Below are 23,307 nucleotides of genomic sequence, written 5' to 3' on the forward strand. Positions count from 1 at the left end.
GCCACCATGTAAAACCTAGTAAGAATGCTTTTTTTATGTGTTGCCAATTTTAATCGTTTTTATAAGTTACTTTTATTTTCTTCGGAGGAGTTTTAGAAGGCTCTAAACCTCTACTTTTTGCTTTTTCTCTGATACTAGATTCCATTTTCATTCTCATCAAAATCGTACCCGTATCTACATATTCTGCCCTTAACTCTCTTTTTAGTTTATTAAGATTAGAAATCTCTATTACTTTTTTATCTGCTTTATGTGAGCTAGATATCATTACCAACAACAACACAACTACAAAAATGATTATACGCCAATTTTTAAATGCAGATTCATCGGTAAGGAAACTTCCTCGTAAAAAACCGTATACATTTTTCTTAACCTTAGACATTCTACTTTTTTATTGTTGCAATTCTTAATTTAGCGCTGCGAGCCCTATTATTTGTGTTAATTTCCTGTGGGGTAGGTACTATCAACTTCCCGACTTTCTGCAAAGGTTCACTTGTGTTTCCAAAAAATCTTTTTCGGGCTCGCCACTAAATAATCCTGTTCTTATAAATCTTTTTACCAATCTATCTTCTAAAGAATGATATGAGATCACACTCAATCGCCCTTCTTCTTTTAATAGACTTGGCATTTGTTGTAAAAATTCTTTTAAAACATCCAATTCCTCATTTACCTCAATTCTAATTGCCTGAAATATTTGAGCTAAAATTTTATGTTCTTTCGCTTTAGGCAAAAATCTTTGCAAAGCTTCTTTTAACTGAAAACTAGTTTCTATCTTCTCTTGTTCTCTTTTCTCTACAATCGTTTTTGCTATATTTCTAGAGTTTCTTAACTCACCATACAAAAACAATATTTCCGCAAGTTTTTCTTCAGAATAATTTGCAATAATTTCTTTTGCTGATATTTTAGATTTCTGATTCATTCTCATATCCAAATCTCCATCGAAACGAATCGAAAACCCTCTTTCTGCTTCATCAAATTGATGAGAAGAAACACCTAAATCAGCTAAAACACCATCAACCTTTCTAACTCCATGAAACCTTAAAAATCTAGAAATGTATCTAAAATTTTCGGGTATCAATGTAAACCGAGGATCATCAATAACATTTTCTAAAGCGTCTGGATCTTGATCAAAACCAAACAATCTACCATTCTCACCTAATCGATTTAAAATTTCTCTTGAGTGTCCGCCACCTCCAAAAGTTACATCCACATACACTCCGTCTTGCTTAATCGCAAGAGCATCTACACTTTCTTTTAATAAAACCGGACTATGATAATTCATCAAATTCTGTATTTCCCATTACCTCTTCAGCTAAATCTGCAAAATCTAAAGCAGCATCATCAATAGCTTTCTCATAATTATCCTTATCCCAAATTTCTATTATATTTACAGCAGAAGACAACACAACTTGTTTCTTAATACTTGCAAATTCACATAAATCTTTAGGAATTAAAACCCTACCAGCAGCATCAAATTCTACAATTTTAACACCCGCTGTAAACCTTCTAATAAAATCATTATTCTTTTTTACAAACTTGTTAAGTTTATTAAGTTTGCTCATCATTTTATTCCACTCTTCCATAGAATACAATTCTAAACACGGCTGAAAAACAGCTCTTTTTATGACAAACCCCTCATTTAAAATTGGTTGCAACTGCTTCTTTAGAGCTGATGAGAACATCACTCTACCTTTAGCATCTGCCTTACATTCGTATGTACCAATTAGATTTATCACAAATAAGAATATCGTTTTACAGATATCAAAAATATATAAATTTTACCACTTTTTACCACTTTTTACCACATTGTTAATAAATAATTGGTTTTCACTTTTAAAAAATGGTCTATCACATCTTAAAAATTGAAATTGAGACAATTAGAAAAAGAATTTTTATGTTATAAAAAAGAATTACATTTGCGATTAAGTAAAACGAATTGAATGATGACTGAACAGTTAAAAACCGAAGGGAAATTTACATATGCAGAAGCAGGAGAAGGACCTGCAATTATTGTTTTACACGGACTTATGGGAGCCTTGAGTAATTTTGGCGCTACCTTTAATCATTTTTCTAGCAACGGCTATAAAGTTTTGATTCCGGAATTACCCCTATACTCTTTACCTCTAATAAAAACGAATGTTAAAAACTTATCTAGTTTTTTAAAAGATTTTATGGATTTTAAAGGAATAGACAACGCTATTCTATTAGGAAATTCTTTAGGCGGACACATAGGTTTGTATTTTACAAAACATTACCAAGATAAAGTTAGTGCTTTAGTTTTAACAGGAAGCTCGGATTGTATGAAAAAGCAATGGGAGACAGTTTTCCGAAGCGAGGAAACTATGAGTTTATAGAAGAAAAAACAAAAGATGTTTTTTACGATCCTGCAATTGCAACAAAAGAACTAGTAGACGATGTTTTTAAAATTGTAAACGATAGAAACTCTGTAATAAGAACTTTGGCTATTGCTAAGAGCGCTATAAGACATAATATGGCAAATGATTTACCGGACATGAAACAACCTACTTGTTTAATCTGGGAAAACAAGACTCTGTAACTCCGCCAAAAGTTGCTGAAGATTTTCATAAACTTTTACCGAGACTCTGATTTATTTTGGATTGATAAATGCGGGCATGCAGCAATGATGGAAAGACCAGAAGAATTTAATTCTGTATTATCTAAATGGTTAACCGACAGAAACATATAAATCATGAAAATTAAGTCTGCAGATTTTGTAATGAGTAACAGTAATGTTACCAATGCGCCAAAAGACAGAATACCAGAATATGCTTTTATAGGTCGATCTAATGTGGGTAAATCCTCATTAATTAACATGTTAATGCAGCGTAAAGATTTAGCTAAAACTTCGGAAAACCAGGAAAAACACAACTTATTAATCACTTTAAGATTAATAACGAGTGGTTTTTAGTTGATTTACCTGGTTATGGATATGCCCAAATTTCTAAGAAAAAAGAGTAATATTTCAATATTTTATAGAGAATTACTTTAAAGAAAGAGAACAACTAGTTTGTACTTTTGTTTTGATAGATTCTAGACACGATCCGCAAAAAATCGATTTAGACTTTATGCAGTTTTTAGGTGAAAATCAAATTCCGTTTTGTATTGTTTTTACAAAAGCAGATAAATTAAGTAGTTCTAAACTTAATAAGCAAATAACATCTTACAAGAAAAAATTACTACAACATTGGGAAACTTTACCAACATCTTTTCTAACTTCTTCTTCTACTAGTCTTGGTAGAAAAGAATTTTTAGATTTTATTGATGGCGTAAACCAAGATGTTGCAAAAGATTTTAAATAAATTACTTCTACAAATTTACAATGCATTCTACTAAAGAGAATTTACAAGTATTATTTGAAGACAATCATTTAATAATTATAAATAAAAGAGCTGGCGATATTACACAAGGTGATAAAACCGGAGACAAACCTTTAAACGAAGTTGTAAAAGAATATGTAAAAGTTAAATACAACAAACCTGGCAATGTATTTATTGGTACTGTACACCGATTAGATAGACCAACATCTGGTATTGTTATTTTTGCAAGAACATCTAAAGCTTTAGAACGCTTAAACAAGATGTTAAGAGACAAAACTATTAACAAAACTTATTGGGCTTTAGTTAAAAACAAACCCAAAAAAGAAAGAGATACGCTTACAAATTTTCTGAAAAAAGATCCTAAAAAAATAAATCTTTTGTTTACAAAAAGGAAATTGACGGAAGTAAAAAAGCAACATTACACTATAAAGTTATTCAGAAACTAGAAAACTACACACTTCTAGAAATTGATTTAGAAACAGGTAGGCATCATCAAATTAGAACACAACTTTCTAATATCGGATCGCCAATAAAAGGCGATTTAAAATACGGTTTTCCTAGATCTAATAAAGATGGAAGCATAAGCCTACACGCTAGAAAAATAAACTTTATTCACCCAGTTTCTAAAGAAGAAATTAAAATAACTGCGCCAACACCCAAAGATGTAATTTGGAATGCTTGTAACGAATAAAAATATTACGCTACCTCTACAGAAGTAAACTTAAAACTAGTACCATCAAACAAACCTTTATCAGACAATTTTAAAGCAGGAATTACCAACAACGCCATAAAAGACAAACTCATATAAGGCGCTCTTAATTTACTGCCCATATCTTTTGCCATCGCATCTAAAGCTGCGTAAGATTTACCTATTTCTTCTGCAGATTTATCAGACATAATACCTGCTACAGGTAAAGAAACTATTTCTTCTTTTGTTGCAGTTACTGCACAAATACCACCTTTATTCTCTATAATTAAGTTTACAGCCTTTGCAATAGCTTCATCTGTTGCACCAACAGCAATAATATTATGAGAATCGTGCCCAACAGAACTAGCTATCGCACCTTCTTTGATTCCGAAATTTTTAATAAATGCAATTGCAGGCACATCGTTTTTATACCTATTTACAACAGTCATTTTTAAAACATCTGTATTTGTATTAGAAATTAAATTTCCGTTTTCTATTAAAGATTCAGATTCAATTTTATTTGTAACCAATTCACCATCTAAAGCCTCTATAACATTTATTTTCTTTGCAGAAGATTCAAATATAAAATCCGAAACTTTTTTCTTTTCTGTATTAAAGTTGTTTAAAACTTCAAAAGGAACAGCATCAATAAAACTTTTACCGTTTTTAGCAATTAATTCTCCGTTGATATAAGTTTCTAAAACATTGAATTTATCTAAACTATCAACAACAATAAAATCTGCAAAATCATCTTTTTGCAAAAGACCAACATCTAATTTATAATGCTCTACAGGATTTATACAAGCTGTTTGTAAAACTTTAAAAACATCGACACCTTTTGCTACTGCTCTTTCACAAAGTTGATTGATATGACCCAATAACAAATCATCTGGATGTTTATCATCAGAACAAAACATCATATTTTCAAAATGTTCTGGCAACAAATCAATTAAAGCTTCAAAATTTTTGGCTGCCGAACCTTCTCTAATAATCACTTTCATTCCTTTTTGAAGTTTTTCTTGAGCTTCTTCAAAAGTAAAACATTCGTGATCTGTAGAAATACCCGCTGCAATATATTTACTTACATCTTGCCCTCTTAAACCCGGCGCATGACCATCGATTGGCTTATTGTTATCTTTTGCATGTTGTATTTTCTTTAAAACCTCTTCATCATCAAATAAAACTCCGGGATAATTCATCATTTCCGCAAGGTATTTAATGTCTGGATTTTGCATCATCTGTTTAATATCATCAGAATCTATAATTGCGCCAGCACTTTCGAAGGATGTTGCAGGCACACAACTTGGTGCGCCAAAATTAAATTTTAAAGGTACTTTTTTACCGTTTTCGATCATAAAATCGACACCTTTTACACCTAAAACATTTGCAATTTCATGCGGATCTGAAACCGTTGCAACTGTACCATGTTTTACTGCGATTTTTGCAAATTCTGAAGGAACCAACATAGAACTTTCTATGTGAATATGTGCATCTACAAAACCTGGTAAAATATAATTTTCTACAGAATGATCTGCTGCTCTTACAGCTAGAATTTTACCATCTTTAACCTCTACTTCTCCTTTGTAAATCGTCTTGTTTTTTATATCAACTATATTTCCTTGTACAATCATCTTCCAAATTATTTGTTGCAAATTTACAAAGAATTAAAGCCGATTTAAACTTTATTTAGGATAGATTACTTGATGTAAAGGAACATCAAAATCGTTAGAATCTTCTATTTGATAAATTGGTTTAAAAAAGTTTAATCCTATAAATTTAGCGTCTTCTTTACACTTCAATAAAAAGCGATCGTAAAAACCTTTACCGTAACCAACTCTGTAATTTAACTCGTCTGAAATAAGCATTGGCACAAAAATTAAGTCGAGCTTCTGCTCATCTACTTTAACAGCATTCACAGGTTCCGGAACTCCAAATTTATTCAATTCTAAAACCGTTTTTTCTTCTAAATAATAATGAGAAAGCGTATTGTTTTTAAGATTCGATTTGCTAACAACAATTTTAATATTACGTTTTCTTAAAAAATTAATAATTGGTTGCGTATCGATTTCTTTAAACTTTGTAAGTGATAAAAATAAGTGCGCAACTTTAACACCACTATAATCTAAATTATAAATTTGCTGATAAATATTATCTTGAAATTCTTCAATTTGACTAACAGATAAATCTTTTTCTTTTTTGCTTATAAATTGCTCTTAATTCTTGCTTTTTCATCAATGATTATAAATTTATAACATTACAACAATTTCAATTCTTTTTGAAGTTTTTTTGTCAAACCACCAACTACTAAATCGTAAGAATGATTGATTAAATCTTTCACTAAATCATCAGAAACATCGCTATTATTTATAAGTACCGTATTCCAATGTTTTTTATTCATGTGAAAACCAGGATTAATTCCTTCGTAATTACCTCTTAACTCCAATGCTTTTTCTCGATTGCACTTTAGGTTCATTTTCTCTTCACCTTTTTCCCAATTATTTAAACTTGTTAGTAAAAACATTTTATTCATTACTTTAAATACCAAAGTAACATCATCAAAAGGAAAGTGTTCTGTTACTCCTTTTTTTGACATACAAAAATCTCGTAGTTGCTCTATATGCATAAACTATTAGGTTTTAAAGTTATTTTTATCAATTTAAAAAGTATCTTTATCTACCAAATTTACAATTAATATTTAAATGGAAAATGTTTTTTTAGACAACACCTCTATCATTAGTTATTCTCATAAAAATTACGAGAAAAATAATTTTTCTGCAATTTCTCAAATAAAACTTTCGCAAGGAACAGAAACTATAGAATGGCTAAATACTTACGGAATTAAATTTCAAGAGGAATATAAAAAAGTAATTTACCGAATAATTTAGATGATTTTTTGATAAAATTATTAAGTGATGAAAATCATCCAAACAAAGTAATTTTATTAGATAATTTACTATTTATAACAACACGTGTTTTAATTACAGAAAGCAGAAAATTAGAGTCTGAGCAAATGATTTTTATTGTTTCTGCAGATTTTTTATGGTCTATTCAAGAAAAACATGGCGATTATTTTAATTGGATTCGTGAGCGATTAGAAGGTAACAAAGGAATTGTTAGAAAGAAAAGAGCCGATTATTTGTTGTTCTTACTTTTAGAATCGATTATAGACAATTACCAAGATACTTATGAGGAAAATGCTGTTCTTAGCGCAGATAAACTAAATTCTACCAACATAAAACCTACACCAGAATTTACTTCTTTAGTAGAAAAAAGAAAACAAGAACTTTTTAATTTTAAGAAAGCTACAATGAGTTTAAAAGACACAATTGTAAAGTTAGAAAAAATTGAAATTGATGGTTTTGAAGTAAAATATTTTAGTGAATTAAAAGAACAAACAAATAACTTAATTTCGAATATCGATTTCGAATTGCAAGAGTTAGAAAGTAAGATCAACTTAATATTTAGTATTCAAGGACACAGATTAAATGAAGTAATGAAAACGCTTACAATTTTATCTGTAATATTTATTCCGCTTACTTTTTTAGCCGGAATTTACGGTATGAATTTCGAATACATACCGAATTAAAATTTAAATATGGTTATTTTATTTTATTAGGAATAATGGTGCTGGTTACCATTGCTTCTGTTTGGTATTTTAAACGAAAAAAGTGGTTTTAACGTTTTTATAATCAATAAAAAAACCTTTTTAAGTTCGAATTAAAAAGGTTTTTTTAAAATTTCTATTTAATAATTTTATACAAAACAGGTTTACTTGGTGTTGCATCGTTTTCAAACGGAGCAATCATTAGGTTTAATAAATACTCGCCATCTTCTACATCGTTTGGTACATAAATAAATTCTGTAATTGTAGCATCCATTCTAATTTCGCCAGCAGTATTCCAAAAAGCATTATGAGATAACAATTTACCATTATCATTTTCTTTATCAACAGATGGTAAATCTATCAATAAATGTTTTATCCCTTTTTCTCTTAAATAAATTGCGGCTTTTTCAGACAAATATGTAGGATTTGTATTTGAATACTGCATACTCTTTTTATCATCTAAATTAGGCAAAGTTCTAATTACAATAGCGTCTCGTTTCTTATTTTTTAAAGCTGTTTTTAATTGCTTTACTCCTATCATAAAATCTCCATTATGAAACAACGGTGCAATTGTAACAACCTCTGCTAAAAATATAAAATACTTTAAGTTTTTGTTTACAGAGTGTACTTCTTCTGTAATATGACCTACACATTCTGTGTGTGTAATATGAGAGTGCGGATTGAAATGAATACTATTAAAATTTACAACAGCACCTTCTGATACCTTTATTGTTTCTTCGCCTATTTTTTCTGCAGTAATTTTAGGCTCCTCTAAATACCAAGCATTTACATTTTTTTTGATGGATCTATAGGAATTGAAATATCTATAGGATTAGATATATTTACTTCTATTTTTCTTGAATTATATTCTATAGTTGCTTTCATTTTTTACTTTACTATTTTTAATCCTCAATTTAATTTGAACAAATCAGATGCAATTCCATCGGCTAAAAACTTTCCTTTTTGCGTAGTTTTTAAGGTTTTATTTTCAATATACAATAAATCTTCTATTATAAATCTATTAGATAATTTTTCTAAATAATTTAAAAAATCATCTCCAAAATCATTTTTAATTTTTTCTAAAGACACCCCCCAAACGGTTCGTAAACCCGTCATCACATACTCATTGTATCTATCTGTTTTAGAAAGTGTTTCCCTTTCGATTGGCAATTTATCCTCTAAAATTGCTTTTATGTAATGCGTATTATTTCTAACATTCCAACTTCTTTGTTTACCATTAAAAGAATGTGCAGATGGCCCAATACCCAAATAAGATTTACCTAACCAATAAGAAGAATTATTTTTACTAAAATAGTTTTCTTTTCCAAAATTAGACAATTCATAATGTATAAACCCTTCTTTTTTTAATGTTTTGGTTAATATTTGAAACTGCTCTTCTGCCTTAACATCATCAACATTTTTAATTTTCCCTTTTGCGATTAATGATTCTAAAGCCGTTTTAGGCTCTACTGTAAGCGCGTAACTAGATATGTGCGAAATACCAAAATCTAAAGCTGTTTTTATATTTTCTTCCCATTCTTTATTTGAACAATCAGGAATTCCGTAGATTAAATCAACCGAAATATTATCGAAATACTGTGTAGCAATTTCTAAACATTTTTTTGCTTCGGATGCATTGTGTGCGCGATTCATCAATTTTAAATCTTTCTCAAAAAAAGATTGTACACCAATACTTAATCTATTGATTACTGTTTTAGAAAGTTCTATTATTTTTTCTTCGGATAAATCATCTGGATTTGCCTCTAAAGTAACTTCGGGATTTTCTATAACATCAAAATGATGATATACAGTAGCAATCAAATTATTTATTTCTGATGTATTTAAAACAGACGGAGTACCGCCACCGAAATAAATAGTTTCAACTTTTTCGCCTTTTAATTCTTCTTTTCTTAATGCAATTTCTTTTTTTAAACAATGCAACATTACTTCCTTTTTCTTTAAAGAAGTAGAAAAATGAAAATCGCAATAAAAACATGCTTGTTTACAAAATGGTATGTGAATGTATATTCCTGCCATTACTTTTTAACTCTCTTTTCGTTTTGCTTTACAAAACTTGCCCAACCAGTATAATTTTTCCCGCCTACTACTCTGCCGAATTATAAAAATGACAAACTGCTGCAGCCAAACCATCTGTTGCATCTAAGTTTTTTGGCAAGGTTTTTAAATTTAAAAGCGATTTTAGCATTAGAGCTACTTGCTCTTTACTTGCACTTCCGCTACCTGTAACAGCCATTTTTATTTTCTTTGGTAAGTATTCTGTAATCGGAATTTCTCTAGATAAACCCGCAGCCATTGCAACGCCTTGCGCTCTACCTAACTTTAACATCGATTGTACATTTTTACCAAAAAAGGAGCTTCAATAGCAATCTCATCAGGATTATATGTATCAATAAGTTCTATTGTTCTCTCAAATATTAGCTTTAATTTTAAATAATGATCCTCGTATTTTTTTAAAAGTAACTCGTTCATTTGAACAAATTCCATTTTTTTACCAACCACTTTTATAACGCCAAAACCCATAATTGTTGTTCCGGGATCGATTCCTAAAATTATTTTTTCTGTTGCCAAAGGCGAAAATTGTTTTTTGATTTTATCATTAAACTTAATGATGATTATTTATTACTTTGCAAAACAATGAAATATTCGCAAACACACAAATCTAAACAAATCTTTTGGTTGCTCATAAAACTAACGATTGTATTTGTTTGTGCTTATTTTATTTGGCAAAAATTAAACAACAACACGTTATTATCTTTTAATGAATTTAAAAACGTTTTGAGTCAATCTAAAGTATTTTCGTTAAAAAATTGCAGCTTTTTACTAATATTTACTTTTGGCAACTGGTTTTTAGAAATTTTAAAATGGAAAACACTTGTTAAAGAATTGAAAAAAATTAGCATATTTACTGCCGCAAAACAATCTTTAGCATCTCTTACAGCTTCTTTAATAACACCTAATAGAATTGGAGAATATGGTGCAAAAGCATTGTGTTTTAAAAAGAAAAACAGCATACAAATAATGCATTTAAACCTAATTGGTAATTTACATCAATTAGTAGCAACAGTGTTTTTTGGTTTTTTAGGTTTCATATATTTCTACAAAAACTATCCAATAAACTTCGATCTTTCTAATTTTTATAACGTTTTAATTTTAACCTGTGCTTCTTGTATTTTAATAATAGTTCTATGGAAACTGTTACTTTCTAAATTAGAAATTTTTAGAAATGGTATTGTAAAAATCAAAACAAAAACACATCTAAAAATAGCTTTATATTCATTTTTTAGATATCTTATTTTTTCTCATCAATTTTATTTTTTATTGATGATTTTTAAAACGAACATTACCTATATTGAAGCTATTACCGCCATTAGTTCTATCTATTTATTAAGTTCTTTTATACCAATGTTATCAATTTTTGATGCGGTTTTAAAAGGTTCGGTCGCCTTATTTATTTTTGGAATTTTAGGTGTAAACTCAATAACAATCTTAAGTATTACAACATTAATGTGGCTTCTTAATTTTGTTATACCTTCTATTGTTGGTAGTTATTTTATAATTACATTTAGCCCTAAACAACAAGCATGATTTATATACTGTTTTTTCTGTATTTACTTTATGCGATATTAATTATCGTTTTAACAATAGGATTTGTTAGCGTTAAAGAGTTTACTTATAAAAGTACGATTTTCACCAAATTTACAGTTGTTATTCCGTTTCGAAATGAAGCTAAAAAATTGCCTTTATTATTAAATTCGATATTAGAACTAAATTACAATTTAGACTTTGTAGAGTTTTTATTTATTGATGATGATTCTTCTGATAACTCTATCAACATCATTTCTAACACTTTAAAAGAACTAGAAATTGATTATACGATTCTTAAAAACAAGCGCGTTTCTAATTCACCAAAAAAAGATGCTATTACCTCGGCAATAGCAATTGCTAAAAATAACTGGATTATTACTACGGATGCAGATTGTGTTTTACCCAACAAATGGTTAAAAACTTTTAGCAGTTTCATAGAACAAAAACAACCTAAAATGGTAGTTGCTCCTGTAAACTACATTGTTAAAAACAACTCTTTAGAACAGTTTCAGTTACTAGATTTTATGAGTTTGCAAGCAACTACAATTGGTGGTTTCGGAATCGGTTTTCCTTTTTTATGCAATGGTGCAAACCTAGCGTACAGAAAAGATATTTTTTTAGAATTAAATGGTTTTAAAGGCAATACCTCTATTGCAAGTGGTGATGATATTTTCTTATTCGAAAAATTTAAAGAAGTCTACAAAAAAGATGTTCAGTTTTTAAAATCTAAAAACGCTATGGTGGCTACTTTTCCGGTTACAACCAATTCAGGTTTAATAAACCAGCGAGTGCGTTGGGCTTCTAAAACAAGTAAGCTAAAATCTATTTCTGTAAAATTAATTGGTTTACTAATTTTTCTTGTAAATCTTAGCGTTGTACTTAGCATCTTCTTATCGAATAGCTTACTAATTATTTTAACGCCAATTTTTGTGAAAATAAGTATCGATATATTCTTATTTCTGCCAACTATAAGATTTTACAATCATAAAAATTCTTTTTACAAATGGTACCTTTTTAGCAGTATTTTATATCCTTTTTTTAGTGTGTTTATCGTTTTTAAATCACTTTTTTATAAATATAATTGGAAAGGAAGAACATTTAAAAAATGATAATGCAATAAAGTTTGCAAACAAGTTTAGCCAAGATTGAAGTGGCATCCTTTTTAGAACTGTTCTTTTAAATTTGCGAAGAATGAACAAATTTAAAAGAACAGCTGTAAAAAGATATAACGGAAAGCTGGAAATAGCTTCTAAAAATTAAAATAAAGCGTTCATTAATGCTTCAGCTTTAAACCAAAGTATTAGTGCAACTGCTAACAATAAGACTAGAAAAAGTCCTCTTTTAGGTTTTGCTTCTTTCTTTCTTCCAAATTTTCTTTTAAACTCCATTTAAAAATATTTTAATAACGAAGATAAAAAAATGTACCGACACCAAAAGTTTTTAACTTTAATAGTTCTCGGATTCTGCAGGATTGTCTGTTAACGTTTCTATAAACGCAATAATATCTTGCTGTTCTTGGGTTGTTAATTCTAAATTATCGAAAGGTAAAGTTTGATGTTCTAAGTTAAAACCAAGACCACCACCGCCACCAAGATTGTAAAAATTAAGCACTTCTTCTAACGTATTGTAGACACCGTTGTGCATGTAAGGCGCAGTAATTGCTGCATTTCTAATGCTTGGTGTTTTAAACATACCTTTGTGTAATTCTTCTTTGTAACGCCAATAAAAACCTAAATCGTCATCTAATTTTTTATTCTGATTCGTTTCACGGCACACCAATAACTTCTTTTTCGGTTTCTGTAAAAAATGGCGGAACGGTTCCGTTTGTTAATGGCATAAAATGACAAGTTGCGCAAAGCGCTTTTCCCATAAACAAATTATAACCTTTCTTTTCGTTTGTTGTAAATGTATTTTCTTGACCTCGAATATTTCTATCGAATTTAGAATTGAAACTGTTTAATGTAGATACATAAGAAGAAATTGCTTTAATAACTTCTCTATTACTTTTTGGCACTGTATTATAAGCTTCTGTAAACAGTTTTATGTACGTTGTATCTTTTAAAATGTCTTCTGAAAACGTATGAACCTCTGTATTAAACTCTTTAGAATTGTTAAAAACCATAGAAATTTGATCTAATAAATCACGAGATCGACCATCCCAAAAGAAGCTTTTTTGAAACGCAGAATTGATTAACGTTGGTGTATTTCTTAATAACAAATTACCTTTATTATCTTTATTTAAAGCAACACCATCTGCATAACCTTTTGCTGGCAAATGACAACTAATACATGCCATTTTTTTATCTTTAGATAACTTAGGATCTGAGAATAATTTTTCTCCTAAACTTATTTGTTTTTCTGTAGGATTTCTATTTGATGGCGGCGTAAAGTAATTTAAATTGAATGAATTATTTTCGAAAAAAGTAGGTGCATCAAAATTAAAAGGTTCAGATTTTACGGGTTGCCATAATTTTGATTCTTTTCTAATTGCTACCCAATTTCTTGTAATAGCATTAAAATAATCTCTTGTAAAAGTGTATCTATCAAAAGTATTAAAATCTGTATTTTTCTCTATAAAAGCTATTGCTTTTTTTATGTTTTCTTGAAACTCAAGATCTAAATTTTTATTTGTATTCTTAATTATTGGTTGTACTGTTTTAGAATACACGAATAATAAACTTTCTAATGAAGTTATGGTTTCTGAGATTCCTAAATGACTTACTGGCGTGTCGAAACCAGAAATTGATAAACTAGCAATTCTAAATAATTGCTGATGTGTAGCAATAAAAAATCGCTGCGTATTTAATTTTCTTTTTAAAGCCCCTTTTTTAAAACCGATAACAACCCCTTTGTAACATAGATTTCTTTTTTAAAATCTAGTTCTGATGTTTCTAAATCGTAGATACTTTCTTCTATTTTTTGTAAACCAACAGGCTCTAATATTTTGCCATTATCTTCTTTATAAATAGGTAATGCTGGTCCATTGGCACGGTGCCCAACTTCTGGATTTAAATAAGAAACATAAGGTTCTGCTCTTTTAAAATTTTCTCTTACTTTTTTAAAGTAAAACTTGGTTTTATCACCTTTAAAACCTTCTTGTTTTAAGCTATCTAAATAACTAATTGCTTTAGAAATATTTTCTACGTAATAATTTTGAGCAGTAGACCAATCTACCTTAGTAAAGTACTCTTTTTCTTGCTTGTCTTTACAAGAAATAGTTAGTAATAATGTTAAGATTGAAATGAATAAAGTAGTTTTAATTTTCATAAAAAAAGTATAAAAACAAATGAATCTCCATATTACATGGAGACTCATTTTATAAAATAAATTTGGTATTAATTATCTAGGTAAACCTTGTAATAAAACTATTTGACCACCTTGATTGTGAGGTAAATTTGTAGATCTAAAATCTTCACTTTGCCAATAATGTGGTTGTAATGCAAGAATAAAAGTATCTGCTTGTCCTAATTTATCAGAAACATCTATTAATGCTCCAAATTCTCCAGAAAAATTACTGCTTCCTGTTGGAGACAGGTTACTTTCTATTTTTAACTCTAAAACAACATTTGCATTGTTACCACTTAAATCTGTTTGGTAAATTTGCGCTGCATGATTTCTACTAAAAGAATTAGGATCTTCTTGCACATACACATAGTTTTCTGTAACACAAATATTATCTGGACTTTGCAATTCTGCTAGGTTACCGTCTTTGTTGTTTGTATCTGTATTTCCACTAATAATTTGAGTTAATTTTCCTTCTAAAGGATTTGTATCATCTAACTCTAATTTATAAACAGTACCCCAGTCATTATAAGTTCCTCTTCCTGGACCTCTACCTGTTACTGCTATAAATACATTTCTTGCATTTGCATCAGAACCTTTTTGGTAATCTACATCTTCTACTCTCATAAACTGAGATGCAAAAACATTAGTACAAGCAGTTTCCATTTCATTCTTTGTCATGCTTGCTCCATTTTCTATTTCTACAAACTCTACATCATATGTAGCACCAAAATCTAAACTACCTTCATTATAAACTGTAGACGCATCAACGCTTTTAACTCCTTTTGCACCATCAGAAACCTGCTTAAATCTTAATACATAAATTTTACCATTTTCTAAATCTGCATCTCCGTTTTCAGAAACATACATTGTTACTTGCCCTTCAGATCCGCTAGAGTCATCATCTCCACCAATAATTACTGTTTTACCAGCATATGTGTTTTTTGGTAATGGCACTGCGTTTTCCCAAGAAAACTCACCTAAAGCATCTAAACCGAAATCTGCAGTTGGTGTTGGTGATTCTACCCAAGGGTCGATAGCTTTTACATCGTAAGAAATACTTTCTGATGCTGATAAGAAGATATCTTTATCGCCACCATGAATATCTTTTTCCCACATTGTAGCAGAACATTGTCTTGCAAAATCTGCAACACCTGCATTTAATAACCAATCTCCTTCTATAGGATTCATAAATTCATCAAAACGAATTCTAGAAACAGCATAATCATCTTCTGCGTTTACTACTAAAATATATTCGTCTCCGTCTTTTAAAAATCCTGCTCCATCTTGAGAACCTAATAAACGAAAACCGTTAGATAAAACATCTGTAGAACTTATTAAAGAATACGCTTTTAAATCTGTGTAATTTGCGTTAATTTTTACTAAAGGAGATAATGTAGATTTGTTTGAAAATAAATCCGGAGTTGGTGTAAAGTCTTTACCATCTTCACCATCTTTTCCGTCTTGCCCATTTTGTCCGTCTTGACCGTTTACACCGTCAATTCCGTTTAAGCCGTCTTCTGCACAACTTGTTATTAAGGTAAAACTAGCACTCATAAATGCAAGCGCTAAAAATAATTTTGCAATTGGTTTTTTCATGATTATAATTAAAAGTTAGTTATGATGCCAAAACTATAATTATAAAAAAAGGGATTGTTAACTAAGAAAAACCATATTGTTAAACTAGGGTTAGATAAAAGTTAAGAACTTTATCTAAATATTACGAGCGGTAAAAATTGAAAAAACAACCCTTACCACTCGATAGTATATTTTAAAGAACACTACTTTTTTATAGCTCTCAACATCTCTCTTTTACCTGGAGGCCCAGGTAAACGTTCTACAAAAAAACCTACTGCTTGCATAGCTCTTCTAACACTACCTTTTGCAGAATAAGTTACTAAGATTCCGTTTGGCTTTAATGCTTTGTACATTTTTAAGAAAATTTCTTCGGTCCGGAGTTGTGGTTGAACACGCGCCCCGAATGCATCATAATAAATTAAATTAAAAGCATTTTCATCATTTATATCTTCAAAAAATTGTTTTCTTTTTGTTAAAGAAAAATTGTCAGAAATCTGATGCTTTTCTTCCCAAGAAACATCATGCATTTTTTTAAAAACTTCTTCTTGTTCTTTTGCTTCTAACACAGCAACAAAATTCATTTTATCAATTTCATCTGCAGTAACTGGGTAAGCTTCTACACCAACATAATCAATTTCTTTTTTACCTTCTAAATAAGTTATAAAACAGTTAAGACCTGTACCAAAACCAATTTCTAGTATAGATACTTTGTCTGCAACAACTTCTTTTAAACCACATTTTATAAAAACATGGTAGGTTTCATTGATAGAACCATTTTTAGAATGATATTGCTCATCCCAATCTGGTAAATGTATGGTAGAAGAACCATCCGAAGTAATTAGTATTTCTCTTTTCAAAATGGAACTTTATTATAAAGTAATTTCAGATTTTAATAACACTCCGTTTGCTTCAAAAGCATATTCTTTTTTCGGAGCTGTTATTTTTGCTATTTCTTCTGCACTTTTACCTGCATCTTCTGCGTAGTGCTTTAACTCATCTACTGGCGTAATTTTTACAAAAGCTTTACCTGCAACAATTACTTCTTTACCTTGAGAATCTAAAGGCATAAAAAAGCCATAATCTTTAAAACGCACCATTGTTTCTGTTTCGTTTTCTAAAGGTAACTTCATCCAACATCCTTTTTTAACACAAACTTCTTTAATATTAGAAGCAAATTTTACATCTATAGTATCGCCAACATTCATTGTTTCAAACTTTGCTAACATTGCTTTAGAAGTTAAAGCATTGTCTTTAGAAATTTCATCTCCGTAAGATTGAAAAGCAAATGTTTGTGGTGCTGGTGTTGTTGCTTCTTGATTACTTCCTTTTTTAACCTCTTTACATCCAGTTAATACTAAAAGTGCTAGAGCACATAATTTTACAACTAATTTCATATGATTTATTTTAATAACTTGTTTACAAATGTAATCAATTTAACAGTAAAACGACCTTTTTTATGTTACTACAGATGAATAAATTATGTACATTTGTAGAGAAATTTAATCAAACAAATTATGAATTCTAACATAGAAATCAAACATATAGAAAAGTCGAAGATAGACACAGTAGATTTTAATAACTTACCTTTTGGTAGTGTTTATTCTGATCATATGCTAACTTGTACTTTTAAAGACGGAAAATGGCAAGATGCTGTTGTAGAACCTTTTGCACCAATCTCTTTAGATCCTTCTGCTAAGATTTTTCATTACGGACAATCTATTTTTGAAGGTATGAAAGCCTACAAAGATGCCGACGGAAATACATTATTATTTAGGCCTTTAGATAACTGTAAGCGTTTAAATAAATCTGCAGAACGTTTGGTAATTCCGCAAATACCGGAAGAAACTTTTATGAACGGTTTAAAAGCTTTACTAAAGGTAGATGACGCTTGGATACCAACAAAAGAAGGTAGTTCTTTATATATTAGACCATTTATGTTTGCTTCGGGTAACGGTTTTCATGCATCTCCTGCAGACGAATATAAATTTATGATTTGTACTGCGCCTTCACGGTGCTTACTTTGCTGGTAAAGTAAAAGTTTTAATTGAAGAAAAATACGCGCGTGCTGCAAATGGTGGTGTTGGGTTTGCAAAAGCTGGTGGTAATTATGCTGCTCAATTTTACCCAACTCAATTAGCCATAGAAAAAGGATATAATCAAGTAATCTGGACAGATGACAATACACACGAGTATATTGAAGAGGCTGGTGCAATGAATATTTTTATTAGAATTAACGATACGTTAATTACTAGCCCAACAAATGATAGAATCTTAGACGGAATTACACGTAAAAGTATTATTCAAATAGCTAAAGATTTAGGTATTAATGTAGAAGTAAGAAAAATTTCTGTTACAGAAGTAATTACTGCTGCAAAATCTGGCGAATTAAAAGAAATGTTTGGTGCAGGTACTGCTGCCGTAATTTCTCCTATTGCAGGTTTTGGTTTTCAAGAAAACGACTATGATTTACCAGAATTAGAAAAGCCGTATGCTGCTCTTTTAAAGAAAACAATTACAGACATACAAACAAATAAAGCAGAAGATCCTTATGGTTGGAGAGTTCAACTATAAATAAATTTGCATAAAATATAAAAGCACTAAGTTAAAACTTGGTGCTTTTTTTACATTATTTTTAAAGTATATATCTATAGAATCTAATACATAATCAAGAAAGTTTAATTTGATTAATTTTGTACTTTTATAAAAAAAACATGAAAACTAAATTTATTACTTTTTTAGCTGCTTTTTTAGCTGCTTTTTTATTACTTGTTTCTTGTGGTAGCGGTAAAACTTTCCAAAGTTTTTTTAATAATCACAAAAAAGATATTGGCGTAACTGCATTTCAGGTTCCTAATTTTATGCGTGCATTGTTAACTAATATTTCTCCTGAAATTAACAACTTATTTGGCAACGTAAAAGACTTTAAATTTATCACTTTTAACAATATCTCGAAGCAAAAGCAAAACTTGTTAATTAATGAAATGAACTTAGTAACAGACAACAACTTTACCGATATGCTGCGAAGCAATCAGCCGAGAAAAAACAAAAATAGTTTCTGTAAAAGAAGATGGCGATGTTGTTACTCAAGCAATCATTTTTAATTCTACATTAGCAAAAACATCTGTCTTTTACTTAAAAGGTCGTTTTGATCCTAATCAAATTAAAAAATTATCAGATGAAAATCAATTTGAAAACCTTTCAAATAAATTAATTCAGAATTATAAAATATCACCAAGCACAAAAAACACTCCTGGTTTTAATCCAAATTAAAAAATGAAAAAAATAATAGTTGTTTTTACTTTATTACTAATGGTATCTTGTAACTCTCAAGGTAAAAGACCATTGGTTGGCGTTACAGAATATCAACAAAAATTAAATGCAAATTATAAAGACGCTTCTATATCTCCTTTAAAAAAAGAGACTTAAAAAAATTTAAAGGTTTAGATTTTTTTCCAGTAGATTCTACTTTTATTGTAACTGCAAAATTAATTAGAACAGCAAATGCGCCAACTTTTGAAATGGCAACAACTACAGACAGAAAACCATTGTATAAAGAATTTGGCAAATTAAATTTCAAATTAAAAGGCAAAGATATTCAACTAACTATTTACCAAAGTCAAGACGATTTAAGAGACGAAAAATATAAAGATTATTTATTTCTTCCATTTACAGACAACACCTCTGCAGACCAATCTTATGGTGGCGGACGTTATATGGATGTAATGCTTACAGACATAAAAAAAGATGATACAATAGAGTTAAATTTTAACAACACATACAACCCTTATTGTGCCTATAACGACAAGTATTCTTGCCCGTTAACGCCAAGAAAAAATCACATCGACTTAGAAGTCACAGCAGGAATTAAAGACTTTAAAAAATAAGTTTAGAAGCTATTTCCTGCTTTCACTACTCGCTTTTTTCGTTCCTTAAAAGAGCTCAAACAAACCGTTCAATCAGGGCTAAACCTATTTGCTAGCAATTAGAAATTTAAAAAACTTACATTACTGATTAATAGAAATATCTGCTTCTAAATCTGCTGCGATAGCTTTCTCTAAATCAATTAAATCTTGTTTTCTAACCTTTAGTTTGGTTTCTGCATGTGCTTTTGCATTTAATTTAGAAGACATTTCTGCAATTTTAATAGCAGTTGGTAATAAATGATCTTCTTCTACAACAACATCTAAAAACCCAGCATCTACAGCTTGTTTAGTATTATAAATTTCGGCATTATTTACACTTCTATTTAAATATACTTTAGACAAACGCGCTTTTGCAATTGCAATACCTGCATTGTGCATTGTCATACCAATTAAAACTTCATTTAAACCAATTTTAAAATCTCCTTTTACACCAATTCTGTAATCAGCAGATAATAATAAAAAAGCACCTTTAGCAATTGCGTGGCGAGAACAAGCTATAATTATAGGCTTAGCAAAAGATAACATTCTTAAAGACAATTTAGAACCACTAGTAACTAATTCTTTGGCAGATTCAGGTGATTTTGTCATAACTTTTAAATCAAAACCTCCAGAAAAGATTCCTTTTTGTCCTGTTAAAATCACCACTTTATTTTCTTGTGCTGCTTTATCTAAACTTAAATTTAAACCTTCAATAACAGCAGGAGAAATAGCATTGGCCTTACCATTATTAATTGTTATTAATGCATAATTATCTTCAGATTTATAGGTAACAAATTCGTTCATTCTATTATTTTTAATTAGTTAAAACAAGGTACAATAAAATCTTAAAAAGAAAAGAATTTCTATTAGTATTTGATTGGTAAAAGTTTAAATCTTCTTAATATTAATTTGTTTATTTTTGCTCTTTCACATTTAAAAACTTAAGAAATAGTTAATTATTAAATGAACTCTAATAATACTTAGACTTAAGATTTTGCAAAATTTCATGACAAAAATTAAACAATTCTTTTTCTCTTTTCAACAAAGTTTCTCTTTGCTTTTTCTGTTTAAATGGATTTTTATCTGTTTACTTGTTGGCGCATTAACGGGAAGTGCATCTGCCATTTTTCTATGGACGTTAGAATGGGCAACAACTTATAGAGAAACAAATATCTGGATTGTTTGGTTACTACCAATTGCCGGTTTAATTATTGGTTTATCATATCATTATTTTGGTAAAAGTGTTGTAAAAGGAAATAATATGTTATTAGAAGAATATCATTCTCCTAAAAAAGTAATTCCTTTAAAAATGGCACCTTTGGTTTTTTTAGGAACAATTTTAACGCATTTATTTGGTGGTTCTGCGGGTCGAGAAGGTACAGCAGTTCAAATTGGTGGTGCAATTGCAGATCAATTTACCAAACTATTTAAACTTTCTAATTTAGACAGAAAAATATTATTAATAGCAGGTATAAGTGCAGGTTTTTCTTCTGTGTTTGGCACACCTTTAGCTGGTGCAATATTTGCTTTAGAAGTAATGGTCATTGGTAGAGTAAAATTTGATGCAATTCTACCTAGTTTTTTAGCAGCGGTTTTTGCCAACTATTTTTGCGATTTTTGGCAAATTTCTCATCATACACATTACACAATTTCTACCGTAGCAGAGTTAACGCCAGTTACTGTATTATGGGCATTATTAGCAGGAATTATTTTTGGATTAACTAGTATGTTGTTTTCAAAATCTACACATTTACAGGGTAAAACATTTAAAAAATTAATTAAATATCCGCCATTAAGACCAGTAATTGGTGGTGTAATTTTAACAATTACTTGGTATTTTATTGACACTACAAAATATATGGGACTTGGTGTGCCTACTATTGTTGATGCATTTGACATCAACCTAAATTCTTACGATTTTATCTTAAAGCTTTTATTTACCTCATTTACACTTGGTGCCGGATTTAAAGGCGGAGAAGTTACTCCGTTATTTTTTATCGGTGCAACTTTAGGTAATGTTTTAATATGGTTTATACCGTTACCAATGCCTTTATTAGCTGGTATGGGTTTTGTTGCTGTATTTGCTGGCGCAACCAACACACCTATTGCATGTACAATTATGGGAATTGAATTATTCGGAATTGAATCTGGCGTTTTTATCGCTTTAGCATGTACTAGTGCATACTTGTTTTCCGGACATTACGGTATTTATTCTGCTCAAATTATAGGTAGTTCTAAACATCTGTTTCATAAAAAAGAAGAAGGATTAACGCTTACTGATGCAGACAATCTACGCAATAAGAATTAATCCTTTTTTAATATCTATTTTTGATTATTTACAATTCTAAATCATCAACATCTACCCAATTTTTTTCTGAGTTACAGTTCCTTTGTCTAATATTATAACTCCTGGATTTGCTCTAATCATTGTTTTTAAAGTTGTTTCATCACAAAATAAAAATTCGAAAGGCAAATTATATTTTTCTTTAGCAAGATTTAAATCATCAGAAAAAGAAGCAGATACTCCATAAACCGTGTACCCTTTTTGTATTGCTTTGTTAGCAATATCTTTAATTGCCGGAAAACCTTTAACATCAGACTTGTCTAAATTATAAACAATTACCAGCATTACTTTTTCTTTTTCTAATAAAACTGGCGCTAAATCTTGCTGTGTATCTTCTAACATAAAATCGTGAACTGGTGGTATAGAACCATCCGCAGGATATTGCATTCCTTCTTGTAAATTCTTACCAACTGCATAAGCTCTAAAATCTATTATTGGCAAATGTGTTAAAACATGTTGTACAATAAATAAGAAAATACCTAAAGATAAAAAGGTAATTATTTTCGGAATTTCTCCTTTAAAAATTGGGTTTATCAATTCAACTTTAATTAATAAAACTACAATTAGTGCAATTAGAATTACGTTTTTATAGAAAGTTTCCCAAGGCGTTAATTTTATTGCATCACCAAAACAACCACAATCTGTAACCTTATTGTAATAAGCAGAATACCAAGTTAAAAACAAGAAAATTACAGTTATAATTAACAAACTCCAAACTGTAATTTTGGGTTTGTAACCAATTAAAATCATCACTCCTAAAAGTATTTCTGCTACAATTAAAATTATTGCAAAAGGCAATGCATACGGAATTAAAAACTCCATATTTAAGACACTTTCAGAGAAATATTCTTGAAATTTATATTGAGAACCTATAGGATCTACCAATTTTACAAAGCCAGAAAAAATAAACAAGGCTCCTACTATAATTCTAAATAATTGTATTATTATTTTCATTTTGTTGGTTTTAA

Annotated in this window: 22 protein-coding genes and 7 pseudogenes; 12 read left to right on the plus strand and 17 right to left on the minus strand. The window is 29.6% G+C overall.

The genetic code is table 11. The annotated features are described in order from the left end of the window. Positions 1-49 precede the first annotated feature (49 nt). The 3 genes and pseudogenes from ACZ1HD_RS13240 to ACZ1HD_RS13250 form a co-directional block, all read right to left on the minus strand. Complete coding sequence (locus ACZ1HD_RS13240; RefSeq protein ID WP_077810011.1) at positions 50-379, minus strand: FtsL-like putative cell division protein; 330 nt, start codon at positions 377-379, stop codon at positions 50-52. A 1-nt stretch (position 380) separates the two neighbouring features. Next, positions 381-1,279 (minus strand): annotated as a pseudogene (rsmH, locus tag ACZ1HD_RS13245) (16S rRNA (cytosine(1402)-N(4))-methyltransferase RsmH). Beyond that, the gene (locus ACZ1HD_RS13250) at positions 1,266-1,733 is read right to left on the minus strand and encodes a division/cell wall cluster transcriptional repressor MraZ (RefSeq protein ID WP_077810012.1); all 468 of its coding nucleotides are present in this window, start codon (positions 1,731-1,733) and stop codon (positions 1,266-1,268) included. The pseudogene rsmH and the gene ACZ1HD_RS13250 overlap by 14 nt, the downstream one beginning before the upstream one ends. Before the next feature lie 207 nt (positions 1,734-1,940). Here ACZ1HD_RS13250 and ACZ1HD_RS13255 point away from each other — a divergent pair. The 3 pseudogenes from ACZ1HD_RS13255 (at position 1,941) to ACZ1HD_RS13265 (ending at position 4,026) form a co-directional block, all read left to right on the plus strand. After that, positions 1,941-2,704, plus strand: a pseudogene (locus tag ACZ1HD_RS13255) (alpha/beta fold hydrolase). Positions 2,705-2,707: 3 nt separating this feature from the next. Beyond that, a pseudogene (gene yihA, locus ACZ1HD_RS13260) lies at positions 2,708-3,317 on the plus strand (ribosome biogenesis GTP-binding protein YihA/YsxC). Between the two features lie 20 nt (positions 3,318-3,337). After that, positions 3,338-4,026: pseudogene (locus ACZ1HD_RS13265) on the plus strand (RluA family pseudouridine synthase). Between the two features lie 5 nt (positions 4,027-4,031). On the opposite strand, the gene ade reads toward ACZ1HD_RS13265, so the two are convergent. The 3 genes from ade to ACZ1HD_RS13280 are packed head-to-tail and all read right to left on the minus strand — an operon-like array spanning position 4,032 to position 6,646. Next, positions 4,032-5,654: an adenine deaminase gene (gene ade, locus ACZ1HD_RS13270; protein ID WP_472687697.1), complete on the minus strand. Its 1,623-nt coding sequence runs from the start codon at positions 5,652-5,654 to the stop codon at positions 4,032-4,034. A 51-nt stretch (positions 5,655-5,705) separates the two neighbouring features. Then, on the minus strand, positions 5,706-6,227 hold the full coding sequence (locus ACZ1HD_RS13275) for a 5-formyltetrahydrofolate cyclo-ligase (protein ID WP_472689361.1): 522 nt from the start codon (positions 6,225-6,227) through the stop codon (positions 5,706-5,708). Between the two features lie 50 nt (positions 6,228-6,277). Further along, a complete protein-coding gene (locus ACZ1HD_RS13280) occupies positions 6,278-6,646 on the minus strand; it encodes an MmcQ/YjbR family DNA-binding protein (RefSeq protein ID WP_472687698.1) in 369 nt (122 codons plus the stop codon). Between the two features lie 76 nt (positions 6,647-6,722). On the opposite strand from ACZ1HD_RS13280, the gene ACZ1HD_RS13285 reads away from it, so the two are divergent. Further along, positions 6,723-6,908, plus strand: a complete 186-nt coding sequence (locus tag ACZ1HD_RS13285; protein ID WP_472687699.1) for a hypothetical protein — start codon at positions 6,723-6,725, stop codon at positions 6,906-6,908. An 8-nt stretch (positions 6,909-6,916) separates the two neighbouring features. Next, a complete protein-coding gene (locus tag ACZ1HD_RS13290) occupies positions 6,917-7,609 on the plus strand; it encodes a CorA family divalent cation transporter (protein WP_472687700.1) in 693 nt (230 codons plus the stop codon). Between the two features lie 154 nt (positions 7,610-7,763). Here the strand turns inward: ACZ1HD_RS13290 and ACZ1HD_RS13295 are convergent. From ACZ1HD_RS13295 to ruvC, 3 genes and pseudogenes are all read right to left on the minus strand, one after another. Next, positions 7,764-8,512, minus strand: a pseudogene (locus ACZ1HD_RS13295) (cyclase family protein). A 24-nt stretch (positions 8,513-8,536) separates the two neighbouring features. Then, positions 8,537-9,664: a radical SAM family heme chaperone HemW gene (gene hemW, locus ACZ1HD_RS13300; RefSeq protein WP_472687701.1), complete on the minus strand. Its 1,128-nt coding sequence runs from the start codon at positions 9,662-9,664 to the stop codon at positions 8,537-8,539. Continuing rightward, positions 9,664-10,216 (minus strand): annotated as a pseudogene (gene ruvC, locus ACZ1HD_RS13305) (crossover junction endodeoxyribonuclease RuvC). Before ruvC ends, hemW begins: the two are co-directional and overlap by 1 nt. Before the next feature lie 66 nt (positions 10,217-10,282). On the opposite strand from ruvC, the gene ACZ1HD_RS13310 reads away from it, so the two are divergent. Continuing rightward, the gene (locus tag ACZ1HD_RS13310; protein WP_472687702.1) at positions 10,283-11,233 is read left to right on the plus strand and encodes a lysylphosphatidylglycerol synthase domain-containing protein; all 951 of its coding nucleotides are present in this window, start codon (positions 10,283-10,285) and stop codon (positions 11,231-11,233) included. After that, positions 11,230-12,342 carry a glycosyltransferase gene (locus ACZ1HD_RS13315; protein ID WP_472687703.1) on the plus strand — a complete coding sequence of 371 codons (1,113 nt, stop codon included), beginning with the start codon at positions 11,230-11,232 and terminating at the stop codon, positions 12,340-12,342. The genes ACZ1HD_RS13310 and ACZ1HD_RS13315 overlap by 4 nt, the downstream gene beginning before the upstream one ends. Before the next feature lie 337 nt (positions 12,343-12,679). On the opposite strand, the gene ACZ1HD_RS13320 is transcribed toward ACZ1HD_RS13315, so the two are convergent. The 6 genes from ACZ1HD_RS13320 to ACZ1HD_RS13345 form a co-directional block, all read right to left on the minus strand. Further along, a complete protein-coding gene (locus tag ACZ1HD_RS13320) occupies positions 12,680-13,012 on the minus strand; it encodes a cytochrome-c peroxidase (RefSeq protein ID WP_472687704.1) in 333 nt (110 codons plus the stop codon). After that, positions 12,999-13,901, minus strand: coding sequence for a cytochrome-c peroxidase (locus ACZ1HD_RS13325; RefSeq protein ID WP_472687705.1), 903 nt, complete (start codon positions 13,899-13,901; stop codon positions 12,999-13,001). Before ACZ1HD_RS13325 ends, ACZ1HD_RS13320 begins: the two co-directional genes overlap by 14 nt. Before the next feature lie 146 nt (positions 13,902-14,047). After that, positions 14,048-14,500, minus strand: a complete 453-nt coding sequence (locus ACZ1HD_RS13330) for a hypothetical protein (RefSeq protein ID WP_472687706.1) — start codon at positions 14,498-14,500, stop codon at positions 14,048-14,050. 72 nt (positions 14,501-14,572) lie between these two features. Further along, positions 14,573-16,114, minus strand: a complete 1,542-nt coding sequence (locus tag ACZ1HD_RS13335; protein WP_472687707.1) for a hypothetical protein — start codon at positions 16,112-16,114, stop codon at positions 14,573-14,575. Between the two features lie 182 nt (positions 16,115-16,296). Then, positions 16,297-16,950: a tRNA (5-methylaminomethyl-2-thiouridine)(34)-methyltransferase MnmC2 gene (gene mnmC2 / locus ACZ1HD_RS13340; protein ID WP_472687708.1), complete on the minus strand. Its 654-nt coding sequence runs from the start codon at positions 16,948-16,950 to the stop codon at positions 16,297-16,299. Between the two features lie 12 nt (positions 16,951-16,962). Then, a complete protein-coding gene (locus tag ACZ1HD_RS13345; RefSeq protein WP_472687709.1) occupies positions 16,963-17,487 on the minus strand; it encodes a DUF4920 domain-containing protein in 525 nt (174 codons plus the stop codon). A gap of 120 nt (positions 17,488-17,607) precedes the next feature. On the opposite strand from ACZ1HD_RS13345, the pseudogene ACZ1HD_RS13350 reads away from it, so the two are divergent. The 4 genes and pseudogenes from ACZ1HD_RS13350 to ACZ1HD_RS13365 all read left to right on the plus strand — a co-directional run bounded on the left by ACZ1HD_RS13350 (position 17,608) and on the right by ACZ1HD_RS13365 (position 19,977). After that, positions 17,608-18,664 (plus strand): annotated as a pseudogene (locus ACZ1HD_RS13350) (branched-chain amino acid aminotransferase). Between the two features lie 140 nt (positions 18,665-18,804). After that, a complete protein-coding gene (locus ACZ1HD_RS13355; RefSeq protein WP_472687710.1) occupies positions 18,805-19,194 on the plus strand; it encodes a hypothetical protein in 390 nt (129 codons plus the stop codon). A 172-nt stretch (positions 19,195-19,366) separates the two neighbouring features. Next, a complete protein-coding gene (locus tag ACZ1HD_RS13360; RefSeq protein WP_472687711.1) occupies positions 19,367-19,519 on the plus strand; it encodes a hypothetical protein in 153 nt (50 codons plus the stop codon). Positions 19,520-19,563: 44 nt separating this feature from the next. Continuing rightward, positions 19,564-19,977, plus strand: coding sequence for a DUF1684 domain-containing protein (locus ACZ1HD_RS13365; RefSeq protein WP_472689362.1), 414 nt, complete (start codon positions 19,564-19,566; stop codon positions 19,975-19,977). A gap of 120 nt (positions 19,978-20,097) precedes the next feature. Here ACZ1HD_RS13365 and ACZ1HD_RS13370 read toward each other — a convergent pair whose 3' ends face one another. Then, complete coding sequence (locus ACZ1HD_RS13370; RefSeq protein ID WP_472687712.1) at positions 20,098-20,799, minus strand: crotonase/enoyl-CoA hydratase family protein; 702 nt, start codon at positions 20,797-20,799, stop codon at positions 20,098-20,100. A gap of 202 nt (positions 20,800-21,001) precedes the next feature. Between ACZ1HD_RS13370 and ACZ1HD_RS13375 the strand changes: the two genes are divergently transcribed. Continuing rightward, complete coding sequence (locus ACZ1HD_RS13375) at positions 21,002-22,303, plus strand: voltage-gated chloride channel family protein (protein WP_472687713.1); 1,302 nt, start codon at positions 21,002-21,004, stop codon at positions 22,301-22,303. A 51-nt stretch (positions 22,304-22,354) separates the two neighbouring features. Here the strand turns inward: ACZ1HD_RS13375 and ACZ1HD_RS13380 are convergent, their stop codons facing one another. After that, on the minus strand, positions 22,355-23,293 hold the full coding sequence (locus ACZ1HD_RS13380) for a BT_3928 family protein (protein WP_472687714.1): 939 nt from the start codon (positions 23,291-23,293) through the stop codon (positions 22,355-22,357). Between the last annotated feature and the right edge of the window lie 14 nt (positions 23,294-23,307).

This window comes from Polaribacter sp. HA6-7 (assembly GCF_055693625.1).

Excerpts from the sequence above, each read along its gene's own strand:
- ACZ1HD_RS13315 (WP_472687703.1), top strand. The coding sequence starts at position 11,230 with ATGATTTATATACTGTTTTTTCTGTATTTACTTTATGCGATATTAATT.
- ACZ1HD_RS13330 (WP_472687706.1), bottom strand. The coding sequence starts at position 14,500 with ATGAAAATTAAAACTACTTTATTCATTTCAATCTTAACATTATTACTA.
- ACZ1HD_RS13375 (WP_472687713.1), top strand. The coding sequence starts at position 21,002 with ATGACAAAAATTAAACAATTCTTTTTCTCTTTTCAACAAAGTTTCTCT.
- ACZ1HD_RS13335 (WP_472687707.1), bottom strand. The coding sequence starts at position 16,114 with ATGAAAAAACCAATTGCAAAATTATTTTTAGCGCTTGCATTTATGAGT.
- ACZ1HD_RS13360 (WP_472687711.1), top strand. The coding sequence starts at position 19,367 with ATGAAAAAAATAATAGTTGTTTTTACTTTATTACTAATGGTATCTTGT.
- ACZ1HD_RS13240 (WP_077810011.1), bottom strand. The coding sequence starts at position 379 with ATGTCTAAGGTTAAGAAAAATGTATACGGTTTTTTACGAGGAAGTTTC.
- ACZ1HD_RS13285 (WP_472687699.1), top strand. The coding sequence starts at position 6,723 with ATGGAAAATGTTTTTTTAGACAACACCTCTATCATTAGTTATTCTCAT.
- ACZ1HD_RS13280 (WP_472687698.1), bottom strand. The coding sequence starts at position 6,646 with ATGCATATAGAGCAACTACGAGATTTTTGTATGTCAAAAAAAGGAGTA.
- ACZ1HD_RS13310 (WP_472687702.1), top strand. The coding sequence starts at position 10,283 with ATGAAATATTCGCAAACACACAAATCTAAACAAATCTTTTGGTTGCTC.
- ACZ1HD_RS13370 (WP_472687712.1), bottom strand. The coding sequence starts at position 20,799 with ATGAACGAATTTGTTACCTATAAATCTGAAGATAATTATGCATTAATA.
- hemW (WP_472687701.1), bottom strand. The coding sequence starts at position 9,664 with ATGGCAGGAATATACATTCACATACCATTTTGTAAACAAGCATGTTTT.
- ade (WP_472687697.1), bottom strand. The coding sequence starts at position 5,654 with ATGATTGTACAAGGAAATATAGTTGATATAAAAAACAAGACGATTTAC.
- ACZ1HD_RS13380 (WP_472687714.1), bottom strand. The coding sequence starts at position 23,293 with ATGAAAATAATAATACAATTATTTAGAATTATAGTAGGAGCCTTGTTT.
- ACZ1HD_RS13345 (WP_472687709.1), bottom strand. The coding sequence starts at position 17,487 with ATGAAATTAGTTGTAAAATTATGTGCTCTAGCACTTTTAGTATTAACT.
- ACZ1HD_RS13355 (WP_472687710.1), top strand. The coding sequence starts at position 18,805 with ATGAAAACTAAATTTATTACTTTTTTAGCTGCTTTTTTAGCTGCTTTT.